This is a genomic window from Pseudomonas sp. PDM17, from assembly GCF_014851985.1.
GTDB lineage: Bacteria > Pseudomonadota > Gammaproteobacteria > Pseudomonadales > Pseudomonadaceae > Pseudomonas.
Map to the genome: position 1 here is coordinate 151,936 of NZ_JACVAT010000005.1, position 25,879 is coordinate 177,814.

At 62.0% G+C, this 25,879-nt stretch carries 25 protein-coding genes and 1 tRNA gene; 17 read left to right on the forward strand and 9 right to left on the reverse strand.

The annotated features are described in order from the left end of the window. The first annotated feature begins 16 nt into the window (after positions 1-16). The 10 genes from IB256_RS18955 (at position 17) to cyoE (ending at position 12,064) form a co-directional block, all read left to right on the forward strand. Positions 17-592 carry a hypothetical protein gene (locus tag IB256_RS18955; RefSeq protein WP_192290174.1) on the forward strand — a complete coding sequence of 192 codons (576 nt, stop codon included), beginning with the start codon at positions 17-19 and terminating at the stop codon, positions 590-592. After that, positions 567-944 (forward strand): OmpA family protein, encoded by a 378-nt coding sequence (locus IB256_RS18960; RefSeq protein WP_192290172.1) that lies wholly within the window; start codon positions 567-569, stop codon positions 942-944. The genes IB256_RS18955 and IB256_RS18960 overlap by 26 nt, the downstream gene beginning before the upstream one ends. Positions 945-1,153: 209 nt before the next feature. Further along, the gene (locus IB256_RS18965; protein ID WP_192403667.1) at positions 1,154-3,346 is read left to right on the forward strand and encodes a type I secretion system permease/ATPase; all 2,193 of its coding nucleotides are present in this window, start codon (positions 1,154-1,156) and stop codon (positions 3,344-3,346) included. Between the two features lie 7 nt (positions 3,347-3,353). Further along, positions 3,354-4,661, forward strand: coding sequence for an HlyD family type I secretion periplasmic adaptor subunit (locus tag IB256_RS18970; RefSeq protein WP_318653568.1), 1,308 nt, complete (start codon positions 3,354-3,356; stop codon positions 4,659-4,661). Between the two features lie 74 nt (positions 4,662-4,735). Beyond that, complete coding sequence (locus IB256_RS18975; protein WP_192403669.1) at positions 4,736-6,247, forward strand: TolC family protein; 1,512 nt, start codon at positions 4,736-4,738, stop codon at positions 6,245-6,247. Between the two features lie 925 nt (positions 6,248-7,172). Continuing rightward, positions 7,173-8,168 carry a ubiquinol oxidase subunit II gene (cyoA, locus tag IB256_RS18980; RefSeq protein ID WP_081517362.1) on the forward strand — a complete coding sequence of 332 codons (996 nt, stop codon included), beginning with the start codon at positions 7,173-7,175 and terminating at the stop codon, positions 8,166-8,168. A 6-nt stretch (positions 8,169-8,174) separates the two neighbouring features. After that, a complete protein-coding gene (gene cyoB, locus IB256_RS18985; protein WP_192290166.1) occupies positions 8,175-10,157 on the forward strand; it encodes a cytochrome o ubiquinol oxidase subunit I in 1,983 nt (660 codons plus the stop codon). 4 nt (positions 10,158-10,161) lie between these two features. Then, positions 10,162-10,803, forward strand: coding sequence for a cytochrome o ubiquinol oxidase subunit III (gene cyoC / locus IB256_RS18990; protein WP_081517364.1), 642 nt, complete (start codon positions 10,162-10,164; stop codon positions 10,801-10,803). Beyond that, positions 10,803-11,165 carry a cytochrome o ubiquinol oxidase subunit IV gene (gene cyoD, locus IB256_RS18995; protein WP_081517365.1) on the forward strand — a complete coding sequence of 121 codons (363 nt, stop codon included), beginning with the start codon at positions 10,803-10,805 and terminating at the stop codon, positions 11,163-11,165. The genes cyoC and cyoD overlap by 1 nt, the downstream gene beginning before the upstream one ends. 11 nt (positions 11,166-11,176) lie before the next feature. Next, positions 11,177-12,064 carry a heme o synthase gene (cyoE, locus tag IB256_RS19000; RefSeq protein WP_081517366.1) on the forward strand — a complete coding sequence of 296 codons (888 nt, stop codon included), beginning with the start codon at positions 11,177-11,179 and terminating at the stop codon, positions 12,062-12,064. Positions 12,065-12,285: 221 nt separating this feature from the next. On the opposite strand, the gene IB256_RS19005 is transcribed toward cyoE, so the two are convergent. The 3 genes from IB256_RS19005 to IB256_RS19015 form a co-directional block, all read right to left on the reverse strand. Then, positions 12,286-13,584, reverse strand: coding sequence for an NAD(P)/FAD-dependent oxidoreductase (locus tag IB256_RS19005; RefSeq protein WP_192403671.1), 1,299 nt, complete (start codon positions 13,582-13,584; stop codon positions 12,286-12,288). Between the two features lie 53 nt (positions 13,585-13,637). Further along, positions 13,638-13,808, reverse strand: coding sequence for a DUF3094 domain-containing protein (locus tag IB256_RS19010; RefSeq protein ID WP_017516731.1), 171 nt, complete (start codon positions 13,806-13,808; stop codon positions 13,638-13,640). Positions 13,809-13,902: 94 nt separating this feature from the next. Beyond that, positions 13,903-14,532: a DUF1780 domain-containing protein gene (locus IB256_RS19015; protein WP_138526812.1), complete on the reverse strand. Its 630-nt coding sequence runs from the start codon at positions 14,530-14,532 to the stop codon at positions 13,903-13,905. 121 nt (positions 14,533-14,653) lie between these two features. Between IB256_RS19015 and IB256_RS19020 the strand changes: the two genes are divergently transcribed. From IB256_RS19020 to IB256_RS19030, 3 genes are all read left to right on the forward strand, one after another. Continuing rightward, on the forward strand, positions 14,654-15,088 hold the full coding sequence (locus IB256_RS19020; protein ID WP_412547968.1) for an FAD/FMN-containing dehydrogenase: 435 nt from the start codon (positions 14,654-14,656) through the stop codon (positions 15,086-15,088). Continuing rightward, positions 15,085-15,774 carry an energy-coupling factor ABC transporter permease gene (locus IB256_RS19025; protein ID WP_138212197.1) on the forward strand — a complete coding sequence of 230 codons (690 nt, stop codon included), beginning with the start codon at positions 15,085-15,087 and terminating at the stop codon, positions 15,772-15,774. The genes IB256_RS19020 and IB256_RS19025 overlap by 4 nt, the downstream gene beginning before the upstream one ends. A gap of 107 nt (positions 15,775-15,881) precedes the next feature. Further along, positions 15,882-16,097, forward strand: a complete 216-nt coding sequence (locus tag IB256_RS19030) for a hypothetical protein (protein WP_192290162.1) — start codon at positions 15,882-15,884, stop codon at positions 16,095-16,097. 51 nt (positions 16,098-16,148) lie between these two features. On the opposite strand, the gene yacG is transcribed toward IB256_RS19030, so the two are convergent. The 5 genes from yacG to pilB form a co-directional block, all read right to left on the reverse strand. Continuing rightward, entirely contained in the window at positions 16,149-16,352 is a 204-nt protein-coding gene (gene yacG, locus IB256_RS19035) for a DNA gyrase inhibitor YacG (RefSeq protein WP_138212199.1), read from the reverse strand. Continuing rightward, entirely contained in the window at positions 16,349-16,957 is a 609-nt protein-coding gene (gene coaE / locus IB256_RS19040) for a dephospho-CoA kinase (protein ID WP_081517370.1), read from the reverse strand. Before coaE ends, yacG begins: the two co-directional genes overlap by 4 nt. A gap of 65 nt (positions 16,958-17,022) precedes the next feature. After that, entirely contained in the window at positions 17,023-17,895 is an 873-nt protein-coding gene (locus tag IB256_RS19045; protein WP_192403673.1) for a prepilin peptidase, read from the reverse strand. Between the two features lie 3 nt (positions 17,896-17,898). Beyond that, positions 17,899-19,116, reverse strand: coding sequence for a type II secretion system F family protein (locus IB256_RS19050; protein WP_192290158.1), 1,218 nt, complete (start codon positions 19,114-19,116; stop codon positions 17,899-17,901). A gap of 3 nt (positions 19,117-19,119) precedes the next feature. Next, on the reverse strand, positions 19,120-20,823 hold the full coding sequence (pilB, locus tag IB256_RS19055) for a type IV-A pilus assembly ATPase PilB (protein ID WP_192290157.1): 1,704 nt from the start codon (positions 20,821-20,823) through the stop codon (positions 19,120-19,122). A 233-nt stretch (positions 20,824-21,056) separates the two neighbouring features. On the opposite strand from pilB, the gene IB256_RS19060 reads away from it, so the two are divergent. The 4 genes from IB256_RS19060 (at position 21,057) to IB256_RS19075 (ending at position 24,782) form a co-directional block, all read left to right on the forward strand. Continuing rightward, positions 21,057-21,458: a pilin gene (locus tag IB256_RS19060; RefSeq protein WP_192403675.1), complete on the forward strand. Its 402-nt coding sequence runs from the start codon at positions 21,057-21,059 to the stop codon at positions 21,456-21,458. 15 nt (positions 21,459-21,473) lie between these two features. Further along, complete coding sequence (locus IB256_RS19065) at positions 21,474-22,592, forward strand: hypothetical protein (protein ID WP_192403677.1); 1,119 nt, start codon at positions 21,474-21,476, stop codon at positions 22,590-22,592. 118 nt (positions 22,593-22,710) lie between these two features. Then, positions 22,711-24,606 carry a sulfatase-like hydrolase/transferase gene (locus IB256_RS19070; RefSeq protein ID WP_192290151.1) on the forward strand — a complete coding sequence of 632 codons (1,896 nt, stop codon included), beginning with the start codon at positions 22,711-22,713 and terminating at the stop codon, positions 24,604-24,606. Between the two features lie 100 nt (positions 24,607-24,706). Beyond that, positions 24,707-24,782: transfer RNA gene (locus tag IB256_RS19075), tRNA-Thr, on the forward strand. 59 nt (positions 24,783-24,841) lie between these two features. Here IB256_RS19075 and galE read toward each other — a convergent pair. After that, positions 24,842-25,858 carry a UDP-glucose 4-epimerase GalE gene (gene galE, locus IB256_RS19080; protein WP_192403679.1) on the reverse strand — a complete coding sequence of 339 codons (1,017 nt, stop codon included), beginning with the start codon at positions 25,856-25,858 and terminating at the stop codon, positions 24,842-24,844. Between the last annotated feature and the right edge of the window lie 21 nt (positions 25,859-25,879).

Genomic DNA, 25,879 nt, shown 5'->3' on the forward strand with positions numbered 1-25,879 from the left:
ACCAGAGACACTCCAAATGACTTCTATCACTTGTGCAAAGGCCAAGGCGAAAGCCAAACGCCAGTGGCCCCTGGCCTTCGCGGCCCTGCCCGTCCTCACCAGCTTCCACACTCCGCTGAGCCTGGCCGCCACCGCCGCCGGCGACCGCGACATCTACGCCGAGACCTACCAGAAGGTGGAATCCATCGTTAAACAGCAGGCCCAGATCGTCATGTTCCGTGGCAAGGACGCCGGCAAAGAAGCCGCCCACGTGTACATCGACGGCCAACTGCACAGCGCCCTGATGCCCGGCGGCTACACCGTGTTCTGCATCCCCGCGGGAGAACACTCGGTGGAGTCCTACATTGGCGATGCGCCGCTGTACACCGGCAAGCGCAACCCGCAGAGCTACGCCAAGCTCGACGGCGGCCAGACCTACGTCCTGGAGGCCTCGCTCACCGGCAGCACCCCGATCGTACACACCGGCCGTGACGCCGAGCAGAGCCTGGAAGGTGTGCGCCAGCAGATTCACGTCATCAGCCGCTCCGGCTCCGTGGTGCCGTGCCTGACTGACCCTTCGCAGCGACATGCTGTTCAGGTTCGGCAAGAGTGACTACAACGACCGCACCGCTGAGGGCCATGCGCAACTGCGCCAGGTGGTGCAGGAGATCAAGGGCAAGAGCCAGAATGTCACCGGCATCGAGGTCGTCGGCCATGCCGACCCGATCGGCAAGGCCCAGGCCAACCCGTTGCTGTCGCAGCGCCGCGCCGAAACTGTCCGCAAGGTCCTGTTGGAGCTGGGCCTCCAGAGCCTGCTGGTCCACATCAGTGGCCGCAGCAGCTCCGAGCCGGTGGTGAGCTGCGGTACCACCCGAAATGCCGCGAACATCGCCTGCAATTCGCCCAACCGTCGTGTCGAGCTGGTGATTCAGGGGCAGCAGGGTGACTGGCAAGCCCTTCGCTAACTATTCCAACCTGTCCTTCTCGCCGGGGCCGCGCTTGTGATACGCGGCCCCGGCGATGTTTTTTCGCCCCCTGTCACCGTCTTCCTATAGTGGTGCAATGCGGCTAATCCGGTGTGGGAAGCGTAAGTCAAGCCAATCAGGCTTTTCTGATGCCGCACGGAAGGGCGCATTTCTAACATGCGCACAACTTCTCCCATGAAGGTGTGCTCATGAATCCCACTACTGCGCCCGCGACTGCCGAAGTCGATCTCGGCGTTTCTTCCCAAAGTGACAGCCTGCTGGCAGGGGTGCGCTGGTTGTGCGATCACTTCGAGCGCCCGACCACGCTCGAGTCGCTCTACGCCGGCCTGCCGCGTGACCACAAACTGCGTCCCAGCCTGGTGACGCGCATGCTTGAGCAGGCCGGCATCGGCGCTGGCTGGGTCAAGCGCCGTCCCGCCGAGCTGTCTTCCTATCTGTTCCCCCTGATGCTGCTGTTCCGTAATGGCGAGGCGCGCATCCTGGTCGCCCGCCATGGCGAGGAGTTCGAACTGGTGGTGCCGGAGGCCGGTGGCGGCAGCATCACCATGAGTGCGGCGGAGCTGCAGGAGAACTACCTGGGCTACGCGCTGCTGGCTCGCCCGAAGTCAGCGCCCGATGCGCGCACCGAGATCCCCAGGGCAGAAGAGGGCAAGGGTCACTGGTTGTTCTCCACCCTCTGGAACTACCGTCGCTTCTATTACAGCGCGGCACTCTCGACTGTCCTGATCAACATCCTGGCGCTGGCCAGCACCTTCTTCATCATGAACGTGTACGACCGGGTCGTGCCGAACCAGGCCTACGTCACCCTGTGGTCGCTGACGGCCGGCGTGGTCCTGGCGATCGCCTTCGAGTTCACCTCGCGGCAGGTCCGGGCTTACCTGATCGACAACGCCGGCAAGAAGGCCGACCTGATCCTGGGATCGATCCTGTTCCGCCAGTTGATGGAGGTTCGGCTCGAGCACAAGCCGCCATCGGCAGGGTCCTTCGCCAACCAGTTCCGCGAGTTCGAGTCGGTCCGTGACTTCATCACCTCGGCATCGCTGGCGACGCTGGCCGACCTTCCTTTCTGCCTGCTGTTCGTTTTCGTGCTGTTCGTGATTGGCGGGCCGCTGGCGCAGGTGCCTCTGGGCGCGATGATCGTCCTGCTCGGGCTGTGCGCCTACATCCAATGGCCGCTGTCCAGGCTCATGAAGGAGAACCTTCGCGAAGCCTCGCAGAAGCACGGCCTGCTGATCGAAGCCATCGAAGGCGTCGAGACGCTCAAGGCGGTCCGCGCCGAGGGCAGCATGCTGCGTCGCTGGGAAGACTTCAGCGCGCAATTGGCCGCCTCGGGGATCAAGACCAAGGCGCTGTCGAACATGGCCGCGAACTCGGTCTCGCTGATCACCCAGCTGACCACGGTGATCACCGTGCTCTGGGGCGTTTATCGGATTGGCGATGGCGACATGACCCAGGGGGCACTGGTCGGCATGGTGCTGCTCAGCGGCCGTGCACTGGCGCCCCTGGGCAGCTCGGTGGGCCTCGCGGTGCGTTACCAGCAGGCGAAGACGGCGCTGCACTCGCTGAACCAGTTGATGGAAATCCCCACGGTGCGTGACAACAGCCGCCGTTACCTGGATGCCCCGAAGAACGCGACGCTGTCACTGCGCAAGCTGAAGTTCTCCTACCCCGCGCCGCCGATGCAGCCGCGCCCCACGGTGCTGAACAACATCAACCTGAGCATCAAGCACGGCGAGCGCGTGGCCATCGTCGGCAGCATCGGCAGCGGCAAATCGACCCTGCTGCGCGTGATGGCCCGCCTTTACCTGCCGGGGGAAGGTCAGCTGCTCATCAACGGCATCGACGCCGAACAGATCGACCCGGCGGACTGGAGCTCCACGGTGGGCTTCGTCGGCCAGGATGCGCGGCTGTTCTTCGGCTCGTTGCGCGAGAACCTGATGATCGGCAACCCGGCGGCGAGCAGTGAAGAACTACTGCATGTGGTACGCCTGACTGGTCTGGACGCCGTGGTCGCCAACCATCCGCTGGGCTTCGACCGCCCGGTGGGCGAAATGGGTCAGGCCCTGTCCGGCGGTCAGCGCCAACTGGTCGCCCTGGCTCGCACGCTGTTGCTGCATCCGCAAGTGCTGCTGCTGGACGAGCCCACCAGCGGCATGGACATGCAGACCGAGCGCCTGTTCCTGCAGCGCCTGGAGGCGGCCACCCGGGACTGCACCGTCGTGGTGGTCACCCATCGCTTCTCGGTGCTGGAGCAGCTCGAGCGCCTGATTGTCGTGGACGCTGGGCAAGTCGTCGCCGACGGCCCGAAGGACGAAGTGCTGCGAGCCCTGCAAGCCAACAACTCCCCCGCGCCCGGCAAAGCGCCGGCCACTAACCGGTGAGCAGATCATGACTGATACCCCCAACACGGAAGCGGCGGTTCCGGCCGTCGTGGAACCGACCGCGGCACTGGTGCCGGCCAAGGTCTCGCCCTATGCGAAGGAAGTGGCGCGGCTGCGCGACAACGACATCGCCTATGTCTCGGACCTGCAGGCAGCACTGATTTCCCAGAAAACCACGGCGAGCACGGTGGTGCTGCTGCTGATCGCCGCGGTGGTCTCCGGCCTCATCACCTGGGCCTACTTCGCCCGCGTGGAAGAGATCACCAAGGGCGAGGGCAAGGTGATTCCCTCCAGCCGCGAGCAGGTCATCCAGAGCCTGGAGGGCGGCATTCTCGAGCAGATGAACGTCAAGGAAGGCGACGTGGTTGAGGCCGGTCAGGTCCTCCTGAAGATCGACCCGACCCGCGCCGGCGCAAGCTTCCGCGAAGCGCAGTCCAAGGCCCTGGCACTCAAGGGGCAGCTGGTACGCCTGCGTTCGGAGGCCTATGGCAAGCCGCTGGTGTTCCCGGACGACGTGAAAGCCATGCCGTCGATCGTCGAGGCCGAGACCGAGGCCTACAACGCCCGCAAGCACGCACTGGATGAAGCCGTCTCCGGCTTGCAGAAGAGCCTGTCGCTGGCCCAGGGCGAGCTGACCGTTTCCGAACGGCTGGCCAAGCAGGGGTTGATCTCCGATGTCGAGATCCTGCGCATGCGTCGGCAGGTCAACGAATTCAATTTGCAGATCAGCGAGCGGCGCAACAAGTACCGCTCCGACGCCAACGCTGAGCTGACCCGAGTGGAAAGCGAACTTGCCCAGTCGGTGGAGAACGCCGCGGGCCGTGAGGACGTGATGAAGCGCACCACCCTCACGGCGCCGCTCAAGGGCATCGTGAAGAACGTCCGCGTCAACACCATCGGCGGGGTGATCCAGCAGGGGCAGGACATCATGGAGATCGTCCCGCTGGAGGACCAGTTGCTGGTCGAGGCCAAGATCCGCCCGGCCGATGTGGCCTTCCTACGGCCTGGCCTGGCCGCCACGGTGAAGATTTCCGCCTACGACTTCGCCATCTACGGCGGCCTCAAGGGCGAGGTCGAGCTGATCAGCCCCGACACCATCAAGGACGACGAGTTGGCCCGCGCAGGCCGGCCGGATACCTCCTTCTATCGCGTGCTGATCCGCACCGATGAGGCCGAGCTGATCAAGGGCGACAAGCACTTCCCGATCATTCCCGGCATGACCGCGACCGCGGAAATCCGTACCGGGGAAAAAACCATCCTGGATTACTTACTCAAGCCCGCGCTGAAAGCGCGTGAGGCCTTCCGCGAGAGATGATTGAAATGAACAACCGTAGACTTTCCACAAGCAACAAACGTTGGCGGTTCTGCCACTCGGCATGGGTACTGGCCATGGCTTCACTGGGCTCCATGGCACAAGCCGATGACCTGGGCGGAGCCCTGAGCTTCTACTCCAAGCCCAGGCAGGCTTCTGCCGCATCGCTGACCGGTGGTGCATTGCAGGGTGAACTGGTGGTATCGACGAGCGCGCCGACCGTGCCCGTGGCGAAGGCGGCTCCGGCGCAGCCCGCTGCGATGCTGCAGGCTGCGCCGGCTGCCAAGATGCCAGCGGTGAAGCTGGCTCCCAAGCTGGACCTGAGCCTGCCGGCAGCGTTGAAGGCCGGTGCCGCGGCATCGGGCCTGGCCCCGGCGGAATCTTCCCTGGCCTACATCCGCGAAATGGTGAACACGGCGCTGCGCATCAGCCCGGAGATGAAACAGGCCGATGCCAACTGGCAGGCCGCCAAGGGGGATGTCGACCAGGCCAAGGGGGCGCGCTGGCCGCAGGTTCAGGTCAGCGCCACCTCCAGGCAATTGCAGAGTGGCAAGAGCGACTACGATAACGGCGGCACCACCACCGTACAGATGGTCACGCCGGTGTATGACTTCGGCGCCATCAGGAACAACATCGATAGCCGCAGCAAGACCGCGAACGCGCAGGAGGAGGCCAAGGGCCAGGCCGAGGTGTCGGTTGCCTACAATACGGCGTCGGGCCTCGTTGAGCTGGCTCACCAGCAGGAGGCGCTGGAGATCAGCGACCGCTACGTGGCGCGGATGCGCGAGCTGGTGAACATGCTGGGGCAGATCGCCGAGGTGGACCCTGGTCGCCGCAGCGAAGTGACCCAGGCGCGTGCGCGTCTGCTGCAGGCGGAAACCGCCCGCGACATGGTGCAGTCGAAGCTGCAGGAGCAGAAGACCACCCTGGCCAAGCTGGTCGGCACGGATGTGACGGTGCCGCAGAACGCCAAGTGGGACTGGTCGCCCATCGGCCTGGACCAGGCGCTGGAGCAGATGGGCGACCAGCCCGCCCTGCGCCAGGCCAAGTGGGAGAAGGAGGCGGCCCTGGCCAGCGCCGAGTCGGTGAAGTCCTCGCGCATGCCGAGGCTGAACTGGGTGGTGGGGCGCAACACCGGCAACAACATGCTCGACAACAAGGAGCCCTGGTCGACCGGCCTGGCTGTGGAGTGGCAGGCGTTCTCCGGCGGTTCGGCTTCAGCGGCTCAGCGTGCGGCCTATGCTCGCGCCGATGCGGCGGAGCAGAAGATGGAGGCGACCCGTCGTGAGTCGGAGTACCGCATCCGCAACCTGGTCGAGCAACGTGACCTGTCGGCTTCCCGCGTGGGCGACTACAAGGAGCTGCTGGCGGAGTCTGATCGCGTACGCAAGATGTTCTATGACCAGTGGTACCACCTGGGCAAGCGCACTCTGCTCGATGTGCTGATCGCCGAGAACGACTACTACTCGCAGCAGATCGCAGCTTCTGACACCTACTACAGCGCCAAGGCCTCGGACCTGCGCGTCCGTGCTGAAACCAGCGGCCTGCTGGCCTGGCTGGCGCCGGGCAGCGAAGCCGCCAGCCGCTGATCAAACGGTCGTCGCAACGACCTTCCCGCCTGTCCCTTTCTATCCTCCCGGCATGTCCGCCTCGGTGGCCATGGAGGCTCGTAACGTCTCTGCATTGAGACGGATATGCCGAGGAGAGAACTCTGGTCGTCCCGCACGATCGTCATAATTTGAATGACTTTGCCCCTTGCTAAAGTCGCTGTGCGTCGATGTGTCGCAGGGTGCGCAGGGGGAGTTCGCGACTTTCGCAAAGGTTCTTGATTGCCGTCATGGCAAGGTCTTTGCCAAAGGCGTTGAGGCGTTTTCGAAACCCTGGGAAAGCGTGCTGAAAGGCCCGTCCTTCATGGTTCTGACACATTCCCATGGCACGCCCGTGCAAGCCCCTGGCAGGGAGGGAATAACCCTGCACAACTCCTGTGAATTGGTTGTTTTGTGAGCGATTTTGTCCGGGACTGTTTCTCTGGCTGAGAAAATATCTTGTTAAAAATGGGCAGAATGGGCCTTGAAAGGGGTTTCTGAAATGCTTTGTAATACCCGCCGTCCATTTCCTACCCCCAAATCGCTGAGTCGCACTGACGTAGATCAAAGCCAGTGCTCACCCTTCGGTGCAGCGGCATAACAACAGGGGGCTGCCATCGGTGGGCTCCTGTCATCAAGACGAGTCGGGCAATCCGCTCGTGCATCCGGTGTGCGACGCGCGCGCTTCAACGAGCCGCCAGTCCAGACACCACACGCTGAATAACACGGAACGAATCAGCTGACGAAATCGGTTTCGCATCGCGAAGACCGGGCGAGCTCCCTTTGCCTGGAATCCGTGCGGCCGCGTTCGTGAATCCATGACAGCCCTGGCAGGCGGCTTGGAAAAGTCGCGGGTAACGAGTCGTCGAGCAATGCGTGGCGAAGGCTCGTGGGCGGTGAAGCGATTTTCATCCACTAAGGCCGCAAGATGAAAAAAGAGCAGTACACAGGAATTTTGAAGAGACTTGCGCTGCTGCCGATGCTGATGCTCGGTGGTTGCAACATGGCGCTGTTCGACCCGAAAGGGCAGGTCGGCGCTGACGAGAAGTCCCTGATCATCACGGCAACCCTGCTGATGCTGATCGTGGTGGTGCCGGTCATCCTGATGACCTTCGGGTTCGCCTGGAAATACCGGGCTTCGAACACCAAGGCCACCTACATGCCGGACTGGTCTCACTCGACCAAGATCGAGCTGGTGGTATGGCTGGTTCCCTGCGTGATCATCGCCATCCTCGGCTGGATCACCTGGGAGAGCACCCACAAGCTGGACCCGTATCGTCCGCTGGACTCCGAGGTCAAGCCGGTGACCATCCAGGCCATCTCGCTGGACTGGAAGTGGCTGTTCATCTACCCGGAACAGGGTATCGCCACCGTCAACGAAATCGCCTTCCCGAAAGACACCCCGGTGAACTTCCAGATCACCTCGGATTCGGTGATGAACTCCTTCTTCATTCCGCAGCTGGGCAGCCAGATCTACTCCATGGCCGGAATGATGACCAAGCTGCACCTGATCGCCAACGAAGAAGGCGTGTTCGACGGCATCTCCGCGAACTACAGCGGCGGCGGCTTCTCGGGCATGAAGTTCAAGGCCATTTCCACCTCCGAGCAGGGCTTCCAGGATTGGGTCGCGAAGGTCAAGGCCTCGCAGCAGACCCTGAACCTGGATCAGTACCCGGAGCTGGTCAAGCCGACCGAGAACGTCCCGGCGACCTACTTCGCAACCGTCAGCCCCGAGCTGTTCTCCCACGTGCTGAACAAGTGGGAACACGCCGGCCACGCGATGGCAAAAGCCCACGAAGCCAAAGAACAGGCCGAGAAGGGCGAGCACGGCGAAGCGGCACATGACGAGACCGCCATGGCGGGCCACGACATGAGCAACATGCAAGGCATGCCTGGCATGCAAACGAATCCGAGCCAGGAGTAACCGCAGATGTTCGGGAAACTGACACTGTCGGCCGTGCCGTATCACGAGCCGATCATCGTCATCACGCTGGCTGTCGTCGCCCTGTTGGGCCTCGGCGTGTTCGGCGCGATCACCTACTACCGCAAGTGGACCTACCTGTGGACCGAATGGCTGACGTCCATCGACCACAAGAAGATCGGCGTGATGTACATCATCGTCGCCCTGGTCATGCTCCTGCGCGGCTTCGCCGACGCCATCATGATGCGCGGCCAGCTCGCGCTGGCTGAAGGCGCCAACCACGGCTACCTGCCGCCGGAACACTACGACCAGATCTTCACCGCTCACGGCGTGATCATGATCATCTTCATGGCCATGCCCTTCATGACCGGTCTGATGAACCTGGCCGTGCCGCTGCAGATCGGCGCGCGCGACGTGGCGTTCCCCTTCCTGAACTCCCTGAGCTTCTGGCTGCTGGTCGTCAGCGCCATGCTGGTGAACGTCTCGCTGGGCCTGGGCGAGTTCGCCCGTACCGGCTGGGTCGCGTACCCGCCGCTGTCCGAGCTGGCCTACAGCCCGGGCGTGGGTGTGGACTACTACATCTGGGCTCTACAGATATCGGGTATGGGTACCTTGCTCACGGGTATCAACTTCCTGGTGACCGTGTTCAAGATGCGTACCCCCGGCATGAAGCTGATGCAGATGCCGATCTTCACCTGGACCTGCACCTTCGCCAACATCCTGATCGTTGCGTCGTTCCCGATCCTGACCGCGGCCCTGGGCCTGCTGTCGCTGGACCGTTACTTCGACATGCACTTCTTCACCAACGAGCTGGGCGGCAACGCCATGATGTACATCAACCTCTTCTGGGCCTGGGGCCATCCTGAGGTGTACATCCTGATCCTGCCGGCTTTCGGTATCTTCTCCGAAGTCACCGCGACCTTCGCTGGCAAGCGCATGTTCGGCTACACCTCGATGGTGTGGGCGAGCGCCGCGATCACCTTCCTCGGCTTCACCGTGTGGCTGCACCACTTCTTCACCATGGGGTCGGGCGGCGACGTCAACGGCTTCTTCGGCGTTGCGACCATGCTGATCTCCATCCCGACCGGGGTGAAACTGTTCAACTGGCTGTTCACCATCTACCGTGGCCGCCTGCGCTTCGACACCCCGATCCTGTGGACCCTGGGCTTCATCGTCACCTTCACCATCGGTGGCATGACCGGCGTTCTGCTGGCCATTCCGGGTGCTGACTACCTGCTGCACAACAGCCTGTTCCTGATCGCTCACTTCCACAACACCATCATCGGTGGTGCGGTGTTCGGCTACCTGGCCGGCTTCGTCTTCTGGTTCCCGAAAGCCTTCGGCTTCAAGCTGGACGAGAAGTGGGGCAAGCGTTCCTTCTGGTGCTGGCTGGTCGGCTTCTACATGGCCTTCATGCCGCTGTACATCCTCGGCTTCATGGGCATGACCCGTCGCCTGAACCACTACGAAAACCCGATGTGGCAGCCGTACATGGTGGTGGCGTTCTGCGGCGCCGTGCTGATCTTCTTCGGTATCGCCTGCCAACTGATCCAGCTGTTCGTCTCGATCAAGAACCGCGAGAAGCTGGCCGACCTGACTGGCGACCCGTGGGGTGGCCGTACCCTGGAATGGTCCACTTCCTCGCCGCCGCCGTACTACAACTTCGCCGAACTGCCGAAGGTCAACGACATCGACGCGTTCCACGACATGAAGCAGACCGGTACCGCGTACCGCAAGCTGCCGGCCTACGCGCCGATCCACATGCCGAAGAACACCGCCGCTGGCTTCTCCATCGCCGTGTTCGCCTTCATCTTCGGCTTCGCTGCCATCTGGCACATCTGGTGGCTGGTAGGTGTTGGCTTCGTCGGCATGATCGCTTCGGTCATCGCGCGCAGCTACGTCACCGACGTGGACTACTACGTCCAGCCGGATGAGATCGAGCGCATCGAGAACGCCAACTTCCAGAAACTCGCCACCGCGCAGCAGGTATAAAACCATGTCGACGGCAGTACTGAATCAACACGTGGTTGATGCGCACCAAGCGGCGCAAGACCATGCTCACCATGACGAGCACGCCCACGACAGCGGCGGCATGACGGTCTTCGGCTTCTGGCTGTACCTGATGACCGACTGCATCCTGTTCGCGAGCGTCTTCGCCACCTACGCCGTGCTGGTCAACCACACGGCCGGCGGCCCGAGCGGCAAGGACATCTTCGAACTGCCCTACGTGGCTGTCGAAACCGCGATCCTGCTGATCTCCTCCTGCACCTACGGCCTGGCCATGCTGGCTGCGCACAAGGGTGCCAAGGGCAAGGCCATCGCCTGGCTGGGCGTGACCTTCCTCTGCGGTGCCGCGTTCATCGGCATGGAACTCAACGAGTTCCATCACCTGATCGTCGAAGGCTTCGGCCCGAGCCGCAGCGCCTTCCTGTCGTCCTTCTTCACCCTGGTCGGCATGCACGGCCTGCACGTAAGTGCCGGCCTGCTGTGGATGCTGGTGCTGATGGCGCAGATCGGCACCCGTGGCCTGACCGCGCAGAACAACACCCGCATGATGTGCCTGAGCCTGTTCTGGCACTTCCTGGACATCGTCTGGATCTGCGTCTTCACCGTCGTCTACCTGATGGGGGCTCTGTAATGACCGCTGCTGCACATCATCACGACTCCCACGGTGCCGGCCACGGCGATCACGGCGCCGGTCACGGCAGCCTGGGCTCGTACGCCATCGGCTTCGTGCTCTCGGTGATCCTGACTGCGATCCCGTTCTACATGGTCATCGACGGTGGCTTCTCGCGTCACGCCACCCTGCTGACCATGGTGATCCTGGGCCTGGTTCAGGTCGTCGTGCACCTGATCTGCTTCCTGCACATGAACTTCAGCTCCGAAGGTCGCTGGAACGTCATGGCATTCATCTTCACCGCCATCATCATCCTGCTGGTGGTCGGTCTGTCGCTGTGGATCATCTACACCGCAGACACCCTGATGATGCCGATGCCCTGAGGGCCGATGCCGTGAAACTCAAGCGTTATCTCCTGGTCGCCAAGCCGGGCATCATCTTCGGAAACCTGATCGCGGTAGCGGGGGGATACTTCCTCGCCGCCCGCGGCAGCGTTGACCCGATGCTGCTGCTGGCCACCGTGATCGGCCTGTCCCTGGTCGTTGCCAGCGGTTGTGTGTTCAACAACTGCATCGACCGCGACATCGATCGCTTCATGGAGCGTACCCGCAGCCGTGTCACCGTGACCGGGCAGATCTCGCTGAAGGCCGCCCTGGCCCACGGCGTGGTCCTCGGCGCGGCAGGCTTCGGCCTGCTGGCGTGGAAGACCAACGTGCAGGCGACCCTGCTCGCCGCGTTCGGCTTCTTCGTCTATGTCGTGCTCTACAGCCTCTGGCTCAAGCGCAGTTCGGTCTACGGCACGCTGGTCGGCAGTCTCTCCGGAGCCATGCCGCCGGTGGTGGGCTACTGCGCCGCCAGCGGTCACTTCGACATGGGCGCGGCGGTGCTGCTGCTGATCTTCTGCCTCTGGCAGATGCCGCACAGCTACGCCATCGCGATCTTCCGCCTCAACGACTACCGCGCCGCCGGGATTCCCGTGCTGCCGGTGGAGCGCGGCATCGAAGCGACCAAGAAGCAGATCCTCTACTACGTCGTGGCCTTTGGTCTTGCGACCCTGCTGCTGACCGTGACCGGCTTCGCCGGCTACGGGTACCTGGTGGTGGCGCTGGCCGTCAGCGCCTGGTGGCTGTTCATCGCGGTGAAAGGCTTCAGTGCCGAAGACGACCGCCGTTGGGCCCGCCAGCTGTTCGCTTTCTCCATCATCGCGATCAGCGTGCTGAGCCTGATGATGTCCATCGACTTCCAGGCCATCCCGGCCCAGTCGATGCTGGCGGCGCTGTAAGGCTGCTCTGCTGCAACGAAAAAGCCGCCCTTCGGGGCGGCTTTTTTATTGGCTGTTCGCAGGAGCGAGCTGAACGGTACTGGGCAGGCCCGTAAGACGGCGTGGAGCGAAGCGATAGCCATCATGGCGGATAGCGCTGCATGTCTTGCGCCCTGCACCGGGATCCGCCCTGGCGTGGGGCGGATAACGGCGAAGGCGTTATACGCCGATGGGTTCAAGCCTCAGTGCAGCTTCAAGCGCGGCTCGGTGCTGCGCCCGATCCGATCCGCAATCATCAGCAGCGCCGTGCGGAACGGTCCGTACAACGCCATCTGGTGCATGCGGTACAGCGACACGTAGAACATCCGCGCCAGCCAGCCTTCGAGCTTCACGCTACCCATCAGGTTACCCATCAGGTTACCCACTGCACTGAAGCGCGACAGCGAGATCAGTGAGCCGTAGTCGGTGTAGCGGTACTCCGGCAGCGGCTTGCCCTCCAGGCGCGCGACAATGGCCTTGGCCAGCAGCGAGGCCTGTTGGTGCGCTGCCTGGGCGCGCGGCGGTACGGTGCGTTCGCTGCCATCGCCCATGGGGCAGGCGGCACAGTCACCGAAGGCGAAGACGTTGTCGTCGCGGGTGGTCTGCAGGGTAGGGCGGACCACCAGCTGGTTGATGCGGTTGGTCTCCAGGCCGTCGATCTCCTTGAGCAGGCTCGGCGCGCGGATACCCGCCGCCCAGACCTTCAGGCTCGCCGGAATGAACTCGCCCACCGCCGTACGCAGGCCTTCTGCGGTGACTTCCTGCACGGCCGAACCGGTGAGCACGCGCACGCCGAGCTTCTCCAGCGTCTGGTGCACCGGGCGACTGATGCGTTCGGGAAGGGCCGGCAGCACGCGCGGGCCGGCCTCGATCAGGGTGATACGCATGTTCTGTGGCTGGATGCCGGTCAGGCCGTAGGCCGCCAGTTCCTGCGCGGCGTGGTGCAGCTCGGCGGATAGCTCGACGCCGGTGGCGCCGGCGCCAACGATGGCGACGCTGATCTGGTCGTCCTTGTCCTGCCCGGCGTGGGCGCGCAGGTAGTGGGTCAGCAGCTGCTTGTGGAAGCGCTCGGCCTGCTCGCGGGTATCCAGGAAGATGCAGTGGTCCGCGGCGCCCTGGGTGCCGAAGTCATTGGTGGTGCTGCCGACGGCCAGGACCAGGGTGTCGTACTCCAGGGCGCGCGCCGGCACCAGCTCCTCGCCCTGCTCGTCGAGCGTGGCGGCGAGCTGGATGCGCTTGCCCGCGCGGTCCAGGCCGCAGAGGCGGCCGAGCTGGAATTCGAAGTGGTTCCATTTCGCCTGGGCGACGTAGTTCAGCTCATCCTCGGAGGAGTTGAGCGAGCCGGCGGCGACTTCGTGCAGCAGGGGTTTCCAGATATGGGTGAGGTTGGCGTCGACGAGCGTAATACGCGCCTTGCCTTTTTTACCCAGGGTGCGGCCGAGACGGGTCGCGAGCTCCAGCCCGCCGGCGCCGCCGCCGACGATCACGATACGATGGGACATGTTGCATTCTCATAGCTTAAGGAATCCTGTATCGGCCCGTGGCGGCACGGCGCTCACGCAAGGTAGGCCAGGAGGCGGCTCAGCAAACCCAGGGCGATGACCACAGCGAGCAAGGCTCCCATCATCAGCCAGGGTTTGAACGGCGCGCGTTGGACCTGGTGAACGGGAGAGCTGAGGTACTGATCGACCTTTTGCTGGTCTTCGGGGCTCAGGCGACTGGGCATGGGCGGCCTCCGTTTATAATGCCAAGCATTCTAGTAGGGCTTGGGCGGCCTCTCAATGCGCCGCCGATCAATGCAGCTTTGCGTCGGCGCCTATTTACAGGCCGACCCCCATGTCGAAAAGGATGCTGCGGCCCAGGCTGCCGCGCAGGAAATCCGGCGCGTCACTGTGGGCGAAAAGCACGCGGGCGAAGGTCGGGCCGACCACCGACAACGAGCGCCAACCCTGGCGCAGGTACTCGGTGGGTGGTGGAAAAGGGGTGTTGAAGTCCGGCGTTTCACGCTTGAGGCTGACGAAGGCCAGCAGGTCCAGCTCGCGTGGGTCGATGCCGCGCTCGGTGTAGTTGTGCGCCTTCTTGCGCAGTGTCGGCGCCAGGCGCGCCTGCAGTTCTGCGCAGGGAATCCGTCGCGGCCGCTGCTCACGGCGGATCAGCTGGTTGAGGCTCTGGGCCATGCGCCGGCGCAGCAGTTCTTCCTTCCATTCCTCGTTGAGCCTGCGGCCCTGGTCGAGCACGAAGAACACCTCGAAGGTGGCATCGCGGAACAGCACATCCGGCGGCTGTTGCGTGGGCGCGATAAAGTCTTCCTGGCGATACGGCACCTTCAGCGCCTGCAGCAGGCGCTGGCAGGCCCAGCACTCCCGCTCCCATTTGCGGGCGTTGGAGAGAAAGTCGTTGGCTTGTTCCGCCTGGCGCGTCAGCAGGCGCAGATAGTCGGACTCGTTCATGCCTCAAGCATAGTTGCTGGCAACCGCAGGCGGGCGACGATGGCGGTGTAGACTGTTGCCAATCATTGGCGATTCCGGGCAAGGAGGAAGCGTGAGACGAGTGCTGGGCGGGATGCTGTTGATGGTGCTGGCGAGCGTGGCGTTGGCGCAGGAGTCACCGGCCACCGGCTGGACGCTGCTGGATCAGTTCGATAGCCCCTACACCGCGAACGCCGACCTCAAGGTGCTGCTGGTCGCCCACGACATGGCCGGCTCGAAGCTGGTGAAAGCGGCATTGGCCAAGCGCCCGTCAGGCTATCTCGAGGCTCGCAAGGCGGCCTTCGTTGCCGACATCAGCCGCATGCCCGCGCCCATCTCGAAGCTGTTCGCCATTCCCGCCATGCGCGACTACTCCTACCGTGTGCTGCTCGACCGCGAGCCACGCGTGGCCAACCGCTTCCCGGCCCAGGCCGATGCGGTGACTTGGCTGCAACTCGAACAGGGCAAGGTCGTCTCGACCCATCAGCTCGACTCGGCTGAAGCGCTGCGTCAGGCGCTGGAGCGGGGCGCGCCGTGATCGCCGCGCAGTTGCTGTCCGCAGAAACCCTGGAGATAGGCTGGGCGATCTACCTGCCCATCGTCGCCTGGGCCATCTGGCGCGCACCTTGGCTGGAGCTGGTCAGCGACTTCCGCCGCCAGCACCTGGTGTTCGGCACCATGCTCGGGTTGTTCCTGCTCTGGCTGGTGCGGCGCGACTTCGCTTCCGGGGTGTCCTTCCACTTCATCGGCATGACCGCGGTGACGCTGCTGCTGGACTGGCCGCTGGCGGTGCTGGTCGGCCTGGTCGCGCAACTGGGGTTGTGCGCCATCGGCCGGCAGGACTGGGCCGCCCTCGGCGTCAACGGCATCCTGCTGGTGCTGATCCCAGTGGTTATCACCGAGCTGGCGGCGATCTTCGTCGAGCGCCGGCAGCCGCGGAACCTGTTCGTCTACATCTTCTGCTCGGGTTTCTTCCCGGCGGCGCTGGCGGCGGTGTGCAGCCTGCTGCTGGGCCTTGGCCTGCTGTGGATGGACGGGCTGTTCCCGATGCCGCCATGGATCGAGGACTTCATCGGTTACCTCTGGCTGATCATGTTCCCTGAAGCCTTCATCAACGGCACCATCGTCACCGGGCTGGTGGTCTTCTATCCGGACTGGCTGGAGACCTTCAACCGCACGCGGTACCTGCAGGCGCCGTGGAAGGATGACGATGAACCGCGCTGATGTTCGGCCATCTGCGAGGCCCATGGCCGCTGCGGTTTGATCCAGGTCAGTTCGGTAACCTCCCAGGATCAGGGAAGCTTGGCCCCCCATTCGCAAGGAGATTGCCGATGAGCATTCACAGCTGGGCCGAACAACGCCTCCACGAACTGCTGATCGAAGCCGAAGCGGCAGGCCAGGACCCGCAACTGGTCGTGCGTGCTCTGCTCAGCGCAGTCGTGCAGGCCAACGCGCAAGTCCGCACGCAGGAAGACCTGGGGCATGAGCTGCATTTCCTCGCCGATAACCTGGACGAGGAGCGGGACTACAGCTTCATGCGCCCCTGAACGAAAAAGGCCCGCAGAGGCGGGCCTTTTTACTGGTTTGGGGGCGCCGCTTCAATGTCCGCGCGGATTCTCCAGATCGCCGGAAAACAGCTCGTCCTCGAGATTGTCGCCGGGGATGGCGTGATCTTCCGCCGCCCAGGCGCCGAGGTCGATCAGCTTGCAGCGATGCGAACAGAAGGGGCGGAACTCGCTCTTGGCGCTCCACTCCACGGGGGCGCCGCAGGTGGGGCATTCCACGGTCAGGGGTTGGCTCATGGTTGTCCTCCACGCAGGCCTAGATAGAACTGATGCAGACGCTCGACCTGCTGGTGCAGGTGGCCGAGGTCGCCATCGTTGAGCAGCACGTCGTCCGCGTGCTTGAGTCGGTCGTCGCGCAAGGCCTGGGCCTTGAGAATCGAGCGGACCTGTTCTTCGGACACCTGGTCGCGGCGCATGGTGCGCTCCAGTTGCAGGTGTTCGGGGGTATCCACCACCAGCACGCGCTGGGTCATGCGGTGCTGCCCGGACTCCACCAGCAGCGGCGAGACCAGGATGGCGTAGGGCGATTGCGCCTGCGCCAGGTTGCTGGCGATCTCCTGGCCGATCAGCGGGTGCAGCAGCTGTTCCAGCCAGCGGCGCTCGTCTTCGGCCTTGAAGATGCGCTCGCGCAGAGCGGCGCGGTTGAGCTGGCCGTCCGGCAGCAACATGGCTTCGCCGAAGCGCTCGACGATCTTCGCCAGGGCAGGACGGCCGGGTTCCACCACCCAGCGCGCAGCGTGGTCGGCGTCGACCATGTGTATGCCCAGTGAGGCGAAGTGCTCGGCGGCGGCACTTTTGCCGCTGCCGATACCGCCGGTGAGGCCCAGGATCCAGGGTTTCATGGTTCTCCTTTCAGCCGGCCCGGTGGCCGTCCAGATGCGCCGAGGAGACTCGGCGCAGGAGAAGGCTAGCGGAAACCGGCGAACTGCAGATAGGTCGCGGTTATTTGATCACCCCAGAGCAGCGCAATCCAGCCGGCGATGGCCAGATAGGGTCCGAAGGGGATGGGCGTACTGGTTTCGGCATTGCGCAGACGCAGCATGATCACGCCCAGCACCGCGCCCACCAGCGACGAGAGCAGGATGGTCAACGGCAGCACCTGCCAGCCACCCCAGGCTCCGAGCATGGCCAGCAGCTTGAAGTCGCCGTAGCCCATGCCTTCCTTGCCGGTGATCAGCTTGAACAGCCAGTACACCGACCACAGGCTCAGATAGCCGAACACCGCGCCCCAGAGCGCGTCGCCCAGGTTGGTAAAGAGTCCGAAGTGATTGACGATCAACCCCAGCCAGAGCAGCGGCAGCACCAGGGCGTCCGGCAGCAACTGGTGATCGACGTCGATCATGCTCATAGCCAGCAGGCCCCAGGTCAGCAGCAGCATCGCGCCGGCCTGCCAGCCGAAGCCGTAATGCCAGGCGATGAAGGCCGACAGCACGCCACAGGCCAGCTCGACCAGCGGGTAACGCTTGCTGATTGGCGCCTTGCACGACGAACACTTGCCGCCCAGCGCCAGCCAACTGACCACCGGGATGTTCTCCCACGGTTTGATCTCGTGGGCGCACTGCGGGCACTGGGAGTTGGGCAGGACCAGATTGTAGGTCGGGAGCTTCTCGCCCTCCGGCAGGCCCAGGGTTTCCCGTGCCTGCTGCTGCCAGTCGCGCGCCATCATCCGCGGCAGGCGATGGATCACCACGTTGAGGAAGCTGCCAACCAGCAGGCCGAGGAGGGTGACGCACAAAACAAAGGCCAGCGGGGTGCTGGCCAGGAAGTCGAGAACAGGCATGAGTTAGACGACGTTGCCCAGTTGGAAGATCGGCAGGTACATGGCGATGATCAGGCCGCCGACCAGTACACCCAGGACGGCCATGATCATGGGTTCCATCAGGGTGGTCAGGTTGTCGACGGCATTATCGACTTCCTCTTCGTAGTAGCTGGCCACTTTGTCGAGCATGGCATCCAGCGAGCCGGATTCCTCACCGATCGCGGCCATCTGGATGGCCATGCTCGGGAATACGCCGGTGGTGCGCATGGAGAAGTTCAGCTGTGTACCGGAGGAAACGTCCTGCTTGATCTTGTTCACTGCGTTGCGGAAGACGACGTTGCCCGTGGCGCCAGATACGGAATCGAGGGCCTCCACCAGTGGCACACCGGCAGCGAAGGTCGTAGACAGGGTCCGAGCATAGCGGGCGACGGCGGACTTGAAGATGATATCGCCGACAATGGGCGTCTTGAGCAATCCCCGATCCACCGAGTCTCTGAATTTTTCTGAGCGTTGATGGGCTGCGCGAATGATGAACGCCACAGCGAACATGCCTATCAACACCACGAACCACCAGGCCTGAAGTACCTCTGACAGGGAGATGACCATCTTGGTGAAGGCCGGAAGCTCCGCGCCGAAGTTGGCAAACACCGACTGGAACTGCGGCACCACTTTAATCAGCAAAATTGCGGAAACGACGATGGCAACGACCACGACCGCAATTGGGTAGGTCATGGCCTTCTTGATCTTGGCCTTGAGCGACTCGGTCTTTTCCTTGTAGGTGGCTACTCGGTCCAGCAGGGTCTCCAGCGCGCCAGACTGCTCACCCGCGTCTACCAGGTTGCAGTAGAGATCGTCGAAATACAGCGGCTTCTTTCGCAGCGAATTAGCCAAGCTGTTGCCGGAGGCAACCTCTTGTTTAATCTCGTCGACGAGCTTGCGCATGTTGGCGTTGTCGAAGCCTTCGCCAATGATGTCAAAAGACTGCAGCAACGGAACACCCGACCCCATCATGGTCGCCATCTGCCGGGTGAACAGAGCGATGTCCATTGGCTTGATCTTCTTGCCCCGACCCAGCAACGAGATGCTTTTCTTGCGCACCTTGGTCGGATTGATGCCCTGCTTGCGCAGTTGCGCCTTTACCAGCGCAGTATTGGTGCCAGAAAGCTCCCCTTTGACTTTCCCACCCTTGCGGTCAGTGCCTTCCCAGGTAAAGACACTGGACTTCAATGCTTTTTCCGCCATGGATTAATCCTTGGTCACGCGGTTGACTTCCTCGAGGCTGGTAATGCCTTGCATGGCTTTCAGCAGGCCCGAGTTGCGCAGATCGTTGAAGCCTTCTTTGCGGGCCTGTTCGGCGATCTGAATGGAATTGCCTTCTTCCATGATAATCCGCTGCAGGGCTGGCGTGATTTTAACCACTTCATAAATACCTACACGTCCTTTGTAGCCGTTCTTGCAATTTTCACACCCTACCGGCGAATAAAGCTTGAAGGTACCGATTCTTTCTGCAGGGAAGCCTTCATGCAGAAGGGCCTCGTGCGGGACGTCATGTTCCTTCTTGCAGTGCGAGCAAAGCTTACGGGCCAGGCGCTGGGCGATGATCAGGTTGGTGGAAGTGGCCAGGTTGAAGGAGGCAACGCCCATGTTGAGCAGGCGTGTCAGGGTTTCCGCGGCACTGTTGGTGTGTAGGGTGGACATCACCATGTGGCCGGTTTGCGCCGCTTTGATGGCGATCTCGGCGGTTTCCAGGTCGCGGATCTCGCCGACCATGATCACGTCGGGGTCCTGCCGCAGGAACGCGCGCAGCGCCTGGGCGAAGTCCATGCCCTGCTTGGGGTTGACGTTGACCTGGTTGATCCCTTCCAGGTTGATCTCTACCGGGTCTTCCGCTGTGGAAATGTTGATATCCGGGGTGTTGAGAATGTTGATGCCGGTGTAAAGCGACACGGTCTTGCCCGAGCCGGTCGGGCCTGTCACCAGGATCATGCCCTGCGGTTGTTTGAGTGCCTCCAGGTAAAGTTGCTTCTGCGCTTCTTCATAGCCCAGGGCATCAATGCCCATCTGTGCACTGGACGAATCGAGGATCCGCATCACGATTTTCTCGCCCCACAAGGTCGGCAGGGTGTTGACGCGGAAGTCGATGGATTTGGTCTTGGAGACGCGCATCTTGATGCGACCGTCCTGGGGCTTGCGGCGCTCGGAGATGTCCAGGCCGGCCATCACCTTCAGGCGCGCCGATATGCGGCTGGCCAGCTGGATCGGAGGCTTCGCTACTTCATGGAGCATGCCGTCAGTACGAAAGCGCACACGATAGATCTTCTCGTAAGGCTCGAAGTGCAGGTCCGATGAGCCACCCTTGATGGCATCGAGCAGCATTTTGTTGACGAATCGAACAACCGGGGCGTCATCGGCATCGCCTCCGACAGCCTCATCCTTCTGTTCGGAGTTGCCGCTTTCGATGTCCAGACCGTCCAGATCGATGTCACCCAGGTCGTCCAGCCCACCGGTAACGCTCTCGAACAGTTTCTCGATGGCTTCACCCAGTCTGTCGTCGTCGACCAGGATGGCTTCGGTGGTCAGGCCGGTGCTGAACTGCACGTCGGTGATGGCCTGGTGGTTGGTGGGGTCGGAAAGGCCTACGAAAAGCTTGTTGCCACGTCGCCAGAGGGGGAGGACGCGATGCTGGCGGACCAGCTTCTCGCTGACCAGTTCCTTGGGAATTGACTCCTTGTCCAGGCTCGCGAGATCGAAAAAGGCTACCCCGAACTGTTCGGCTGCCAGCTCCGTCAGAGGGCGCGACTTCACCAGCTTGTTCTGCACCAGGTAGGTCACCAGTGGCAGCTTATTTCTCTGGGCTTGCTGCTGTGCCTGCTGTGCGCTCTTTTCATCGAGCAGTTCAGCGATAACCAATTGGCGGGCAAGTCCGGAAAGGATGACTTGGTCGTTCATGAGCATCAGGGCCTGGAGTAGATATAGGCAGCCTTATAACGCAGTTGCCGTGGGCTGCCAAATTGACACCTGTCAGGTGTCGTTTTTTGTCACTTCCTGCTGAAACCGCTCAGTTCAATCTTTGAAGTTTCCTTTTTTATAGCAGGAAACACAGTGCCTTTTATGTTGGCACGGATGATGCTTTTGTCAGATCAGGTCATAGGACCTCCATTACTGACTCTAGGAGTTCAAGCATGAATGCTCAGAAAGGTTTTACTCTGATCGAACTGATGATCGTGGTTGCGATCATCGGTATTCTGGCCGCCATCGCCCTGCCGGCCTACCAGGACTACACCGTCCGCGCTCGCGTTTCCGAAGGTCTGGTCATCGCCAGCGGCGCCAAAGCCACTGTTGCTGAAAACCTGGCTGCCGCTGCTGCCGACGAGTGCGCCGGTGTTAACACTGGTGTCACTGGTCGTACTACTCTGGCCTGCAACGCCGGCACCCTGTCGGTAGCGGTGGATGCCGGTAACAGCATCACCGTCAACCTGGCTCTGGCTCCCACTGCCAGCAGCACCGGTGTGACCTGGGCTTGCACCACCTCTTCCGATCTGAAATACGTTCCGGCCGAGTGCCGCAACGCCGCTACTCCGTAATCCGATGTCTCGAAAATGCGCCGCTTGCGGCGCATTTTTTTTGAGGTCACGAAAATGATGGTTCAACCAGCGCGCTGCTTCTTTTCTCCCATTGTCGACTTCATGATGATTGGCGGGTTGTCGCTGCTGGTACTGGCTCTGGTAGTTGCGCTGAATTTACAGGTATCTACTTTTGATATTTCCTTGCTGGCGTGGTACCTGGCGTTCTTCGTCAACGGCCCGCACTTTCTGATCAGCTACCTGATGCTCTATGGGGGGCATCGTGGGCGCCTGCTGAAGGACATTCGTTTTTTCTGGGCCGGCGTGCTCGCACCGCTTTTGTTGCTTGGTGCAGTGGGTTACGCGCTTATGACCGCGCGAATCGACGTACTTCGGGGCCTGCTGTACCTCATGCTCTTTACGGTGGGCTGGCATTACATCAAACAGTCCTACGGCTGTTTCATTGTCTATTCAGCGGGCCAGGGCGCTTTTTTCAGTCGCTCCGAACAGCTGATTATTCGCTATTCGCTGTTCCCGCTTTGGTGGGCGTCGTTTCTGCGTCTTTTCACTGGGCGCTATGACAATAATTTTGCGGGACTTCCGTATTCATTGCCGTCCGTTTTGAGCGACTGGATGCGAGAGTTGCATCTGCTCTCTTTGCTGGGAGTCCTCCCCGCTCTGGCGGTGTTTCTGTGTCGCTGGAAGCGCAAGGAGAAGTGGCCAGGGCTGATTGCGGTTACGCCCTTGCTGATGATCTACCTCTGGCTCTCACCGCTGCTGCGTAATGAATTCTTCCTGGTGCTCATTCCGCTGTTCCACTCCCTCCAGTACATGCTGTTCAGCGGCGCTTACACGCGAAGCAAGGTGCGGCGTTCCGGGCGCACCTGGCTGGGATATGCGGCTTGGTGGGGCAGCGCGTTCGTGTTGGCTGCCTTGTTGTTCAATTATTTACCGGTCTATCTGGATCAGTTGAGACTTCTGCCGCTGGCAATGCCGATCAATACCTTCATGCTTTGCTTCGTCCTCTTCATCAATGTCCACCATTACTTCATCGATAACGTAATGTGGCGAGGGGGAAATCAGGAGGTCCGAGAGAACATTGGTATGCGGACCTTGGGGCGAACTGCCGAGTCTGCCGGTCGTTCAGCCATTTAGAATGCTGGCCCTGCGGCCTTGGGGGCAGAAGCTCCCGATGATCAATGGTTTGATGGTTGCCATCCGGAGTTGATGAGCTCGTGATCCTCCTCTAGATGGCGATTTCTTCAGAGTGCTTATGACCAAGTTAGTACGGGTACTGCTTTCCCTGGCATTCTTGCTGCTCTACTGGGCTCCGTTGCTTCTGGAGCCTCGCGTATTGCCCATGGATGATAGGCACATCTATGCCTTGCTTCGCCAGGCCTGGATGTCAGGAACGGTGCGTGAGGGGGCGTCGCTGTTCATTGCCAGCAGTCTGGTGCTGTGCGCCGTGACCCTGTGGTTTTTCAGTTGGCTGGGAAGGTGGGTGGCGCGCCTGTTTGGCATTTCGCCCACGATTGGCCATGCACTGGCCCTGCTGTTCGGTTGGATGCTGTTGGTCTCGGTGAACCGCTGGTGGTTCCCTTACTCCAACTACTCCTATGCGCTTTCGCTGCTGGACTCGGTCATTCTGGGTAAGGTAGCGCTGAGCCTGCTGGCGATTCTGCTGCTAGTCATTCTTTATCGCGCGATTCCTGTAATGACTCGAGCGCAGCGCCTGGCGGGTATCTGTGTAGCCCTGGGGGGGCTGGGACTCTGGGCTATCAGCGGGGCCGCGCATGTAGAACCTCGCTCTGGGCGCAGCATTGTCATAGTCGGAGTGGACTCGCTCTCGGCGCATGCCTTTGCCTCGACCGCAGAGCAAACCCCGGTCCTCCATGGTCTGTATGCCCAAAGCATGAAGTACACTCGGGCTTACGTTCCCCTGGGCAGGACTTACCCTTCCTGGACCAGCATCCTGTCGGGCCAATATCCCCAGCAGCATGGTGCTGTTTTCAATCTGCGTGGTCTGGCGCATGTGGCCCCAGAGACGCTCCTTAGCACTCAATTGCAGAAGCGAGGCTATCGGACTGTTTTTGCCATCGACGAGCGCCGTTTCAACAATATGGATAAAGGCTTCGGATTCGACGTCATAGTTGGACCCAAGGCTGGCGTGTTGGACGTCGCCCTACAGAGCTTTGCCGATACACCACTGACTAATCTGTTGATGCAGACGCCGCTGGCCGGGTGGTTGTTTCCCTACGCCTTTGTCAACACGGCCATTCACGTAAATTACTCGGATACGGACTTCGTCCAGGCGATCCTGGATTCAGTGGGTGGCGGTGGTGATGTATTTCTTGCCACGCATTTTGAGTCCGCACACTTCCCCTACAAGACCCGGCACGCCCATGTGAAGGTGAAAACTGACAACCCTTTCTGGGATGCGCATGTTGAGGCGCTCAGTGTCGTCGATCACCAGGTCGATCTTCTGATGGATGGGCTCCGGCAAAAAGGAGTGCTGAACGATGCCTTGGTGGTGCTGCTCTCCGACCATGGCGAAGGGGTGGGGGAGATTGAGAGCGTTGTCGCTGTCGATGGTCAGCCCTTCGAAGTCACAGGCTACGGGCATGGCGCCAATGTCTTGAGTGATCGGCAGAACCGCGTGCTGCTGGCAACTCTGGTCTACAAGAACGGCAGAGTGGTCAGTGCTCCGGGAGAAGTGAGTGCCCAGGTTGGGCTGACGGATGTTCGAGCGGCCATGGAGCGCTATCTTGCAGGGCAAGAGCCACAGATCAGGGCGAAGGACGACTGCATGATGGTCGAGACAGGGATTCGTTTCTTTGCTGCGGAAAACTACAAGACACTCGATGAGGCCGCCCTTGCACAACAGGGGGCGGGATACTACGAGGTCACTGCTCAGGGCTTGATGCAACTGCGGGAAGACCGGATAGCGGAATTGGTGGCGACGAAGGATATTGGTGTGCGCTGTCTGGGACGCATCAGCTATTACGTTGCCGCCTCAGGGCGGGTCTATGGTTTCGCCCTCGACGCACAGGGGGTGCCGATCAGGCAGATCGTCCCGCCGGTCGATGACATCGCAAGGATCGAGGCATACAGAAATGCCTACCGGAGCCAGTTCCCTGCTTCATCTGCGGCGCCCGGGGTGGGTCACTGAGCAAGCTTTGCTTTGCGGCGTATGGTGCCGTCGCCCGTTGCCTCGAACCGGTGCCGGGCGGATTGCCATGTCGCCGGCCTAGTGCTAGCTTACGCCCGCCGCCGGTGTAGCTCAGTCGGTAGAGCAGCTCATTCGTAATGAGAAGGTCGGGGGTTCGATTCCTCTTACCGGCACCAGTTTCAACAAAAAGCCCCGCTTTCGAGCGGGGCTTTTTGTTTTCCGATTCAAGGAAAATTCAGGCGTAGCCGCTGGGGTTCTGGCTCTGCCAGTTCCAGGCGTCGCGGCACATGTCTTCGATGTCGCGGGCGGCGCTCCAGCGCAGTTCTGCGCCGGCCAGGGCCGGGTCGGCGTGGTAGCTGGCGATGTCGCCGTCGCGGCGGGGCAGGAACTGGAAGGGCAGTTCACGGCCGCAGGCCTTTTCGTAGGCACGGATGATCTCCAGCACGCTGTAGCCGCGGCCGGTGCCGATGTTGAAGGTCTTCGCGCCGCTGGCGCTATCGAGCCAGCGCAGTGCGCTGAGGTGGGCGTTGGCCAGGTCGACGACGTGCAGGTAGTCGCGTACGCCGGTGCCGTCCGGGGTGGGGTAGTCGTTGCCGAACACGCGAATGAATGGTCGTTTGCCGGTGGCGACCTGGGACACATAAGGCATCAGGTTGTTGGGGATGCCGTTGGGGTCTTCGCCGATGCGTCCGCTGGCGTGGGCGCCCACCGGGTTGAAGTAGCGCAGGATGGCCATGGTCCACTGCGGATCGGCGTGGGCGATGTCGCGCAGGGCGATTTCCGCCATCAGCTTGGACTGGCCATAGGGACTGGCCGGGCCGGTGGGAGCGTCTTCGCGGATCGGGCTTTCGGCCGCCAGGCCGTAAACCGTCGCCGAAGAGCTATAGATGAAGCGCTTCACGCCATGGCGCTGCATGACCTGGCAGAGCGTGACGGTGCCGGTGAAATTGATCTGGTAGTAGGCGATGGGGTCGGCCACCGATTCGGCGACGGACTTGACGCCGGCAAGGTGGATCGCCGCGTCGATGCTGTATTCGCTGAACAACCGGTCGAGGATGGCTTCGTCGCGGACGTCGCCCTTGACGAAGGGAATGCTCTGGCCGGTCAGCTGCTCGATGCGCTGCAGCGGGATGGGCGAGCTGTTGCTCAGGTTGTCGAGCACGACGGGCTGATAGCCCTGCTCGATCAGTTCCAGACAGATGTGGGAGCCGATATAGCCGCAGCCCCCGGTCAGCAGAATCTTGCCCGCCATTGCGCCAGTGCCTCCTTTCGC

Bases quoted from the DNA above. Each gene is read 5' to 3' on its own strand.
- IB256_RS18955 (WP_192290174.1), top strand. From the start codon at position 17: ATGACTTCTATCACTTGTGCAAAGGCCAAGGCGAAAGCCAAACGCCAG.
- IB256_RS18960 (WP_192290172.1), top strand. From the start codon at position 567: ATGCTGTTCAGGTTCGGCAAGAGTGACTACAACGACCGCACCGCTGAG.
- IB256_RS18965 (WP_192403667.1), top strand. From the start codon at position 1,154: ATGAATCCCACTACTGCGCCCGCGACTGCCGAAGTCGATCTCGGCGTT.
- IB256_RS18970 (WP_318653568.1), top strand. From the start codon at position 3,354: ATGACTGATACCCCCAACACGGAAGCGGCGGTTCCGGCCGTCGTGGAA.
- IB256_RS18975 (WP_192403669.1), top strand. From the start codon at position 4,736: ATGGCTTCACTGGGCTCCATGGCACAAGCCGATGACCTGGGCGGAGCC.
- cyoA (WP_081517362.1), top strand. From the start codon at position 7,173: ATGAAAAAAGAGCAGTACACAGGAATTTTGAAGAGACTTGCGCTGCTG.
- cyoB (WP_192290166.1), top strand. From the start codon at position 8,175: ATGTTCGGGAAACTGACACTGTCGGCCGTGCCGTATCACGAGCCGATC.
- cyoC (WP_081517364.1), top strand. From the start codon at position 10,162: ATGTCGACGGCAGTACTGAATCAACACGTGGTTGATGCGCACCAAGCG.
- cyoD (WP_081517365.1), top strand. From the start codon at position 10,803: ATGACCGCTGCTGCACATCATCACGACTCCCACGGTGCCGGCCACGGC.
- IB256_RS19005 (WP_192403671.1), bottom strand. From the start codon at position 13,584: ATGTCCCATCGTATCGTGATCGTCGGCGGCGGCGCCGGCGGGCTGGAG.
- IB256_RS19010 (WP_017516731.1), bottom strand. From the start codon at position 13,808: ATGCCCAGTCGCCTGAGCCCCGAAGACCAGCAAAAGGTCGATCAGTAC.
- IB256_RS19015 (WP_138526812.1), bottom strand. From the start codon at position 14,532: ATGAACGAGTCCGACTATCTGCGCCTGCTGACGCGCCAGGCGGAACAA.
- IB256_RS19020 (WP_412547968.1), top strand. From the start codon at position 14,654: ATGGTGCTGGCGAGCGTGGCGTTGGCGCAGGAGTCACCGGCCACCGGC.
- IB256_RS19030 (WP_192290162.1), top strand. From the start codon at position 15,882: ATGAGCATTCACAGCTGGGCCGAACAACGCCTCCACGAACTGCTGATC.
- yacG (WP_138212199.1), bottom strand. From the start codon at position 16,352: ATGAGCCAACCCCTGACCGTGGAATGCCCCACCTGCGGCGCCCCCGTG.
- coaE (WP_081517370.1), bottom strand. From the start codon at position 16,957: ATGAAACCCTGGATCCTGGGCCTCACCGGCGGTATCGGCAGCGGCAAA.
- IB256_RS19045 (WP_192403673.1), bottom strand. From the start codon at position 17,895: ATGCCTGTTCTCGACTTCCTGGCCAGCACCCCGCTGGCCTTTGTTTTG.
- IB256_RS19050 (WP_192290158.1), bottom strand. From the start codon at position 19,116: ATGGCGGAAAAAGCATTGAAGTCCAGTGTCTTTACCTGGGAAGGCACT.
- pilB (WP_192290157.1), bottom strand. From the start codon at position 20,823: ATGAACGACCAAGTCATCCTTTCCGGACTTGCCCGCCAATTGGTTATC.
- IB256_RS19060 (WP_192403675.1), top strand. From the start codon at position 21,057: ATGAATGCTCAGAAAGGTTTTACTCTGATCGAACTGATGATCGTGGTT.
- IB256_RS19065 (WP_192403677.1), top strand. From the start codon at position 21,474: ATGCGCCGCTTGCGGCGCATTTTTTTTGAGGTCACGAAAATGATGGTT.
- IB256_RS19070 (WP_192290151.1), top strand. From the start codon at position 22,711: ATGACCAAGTTAGTACGGGTACTGCTTTCCCTGGCATTCTTGCTGCTC.
- galE (WP_192403679.1), bottom strand. From the start codon at position 25,858: ATGGCGGGCAAGATTCTGCTGACCGGGGGCTGCGGCTATATCGGCTCC.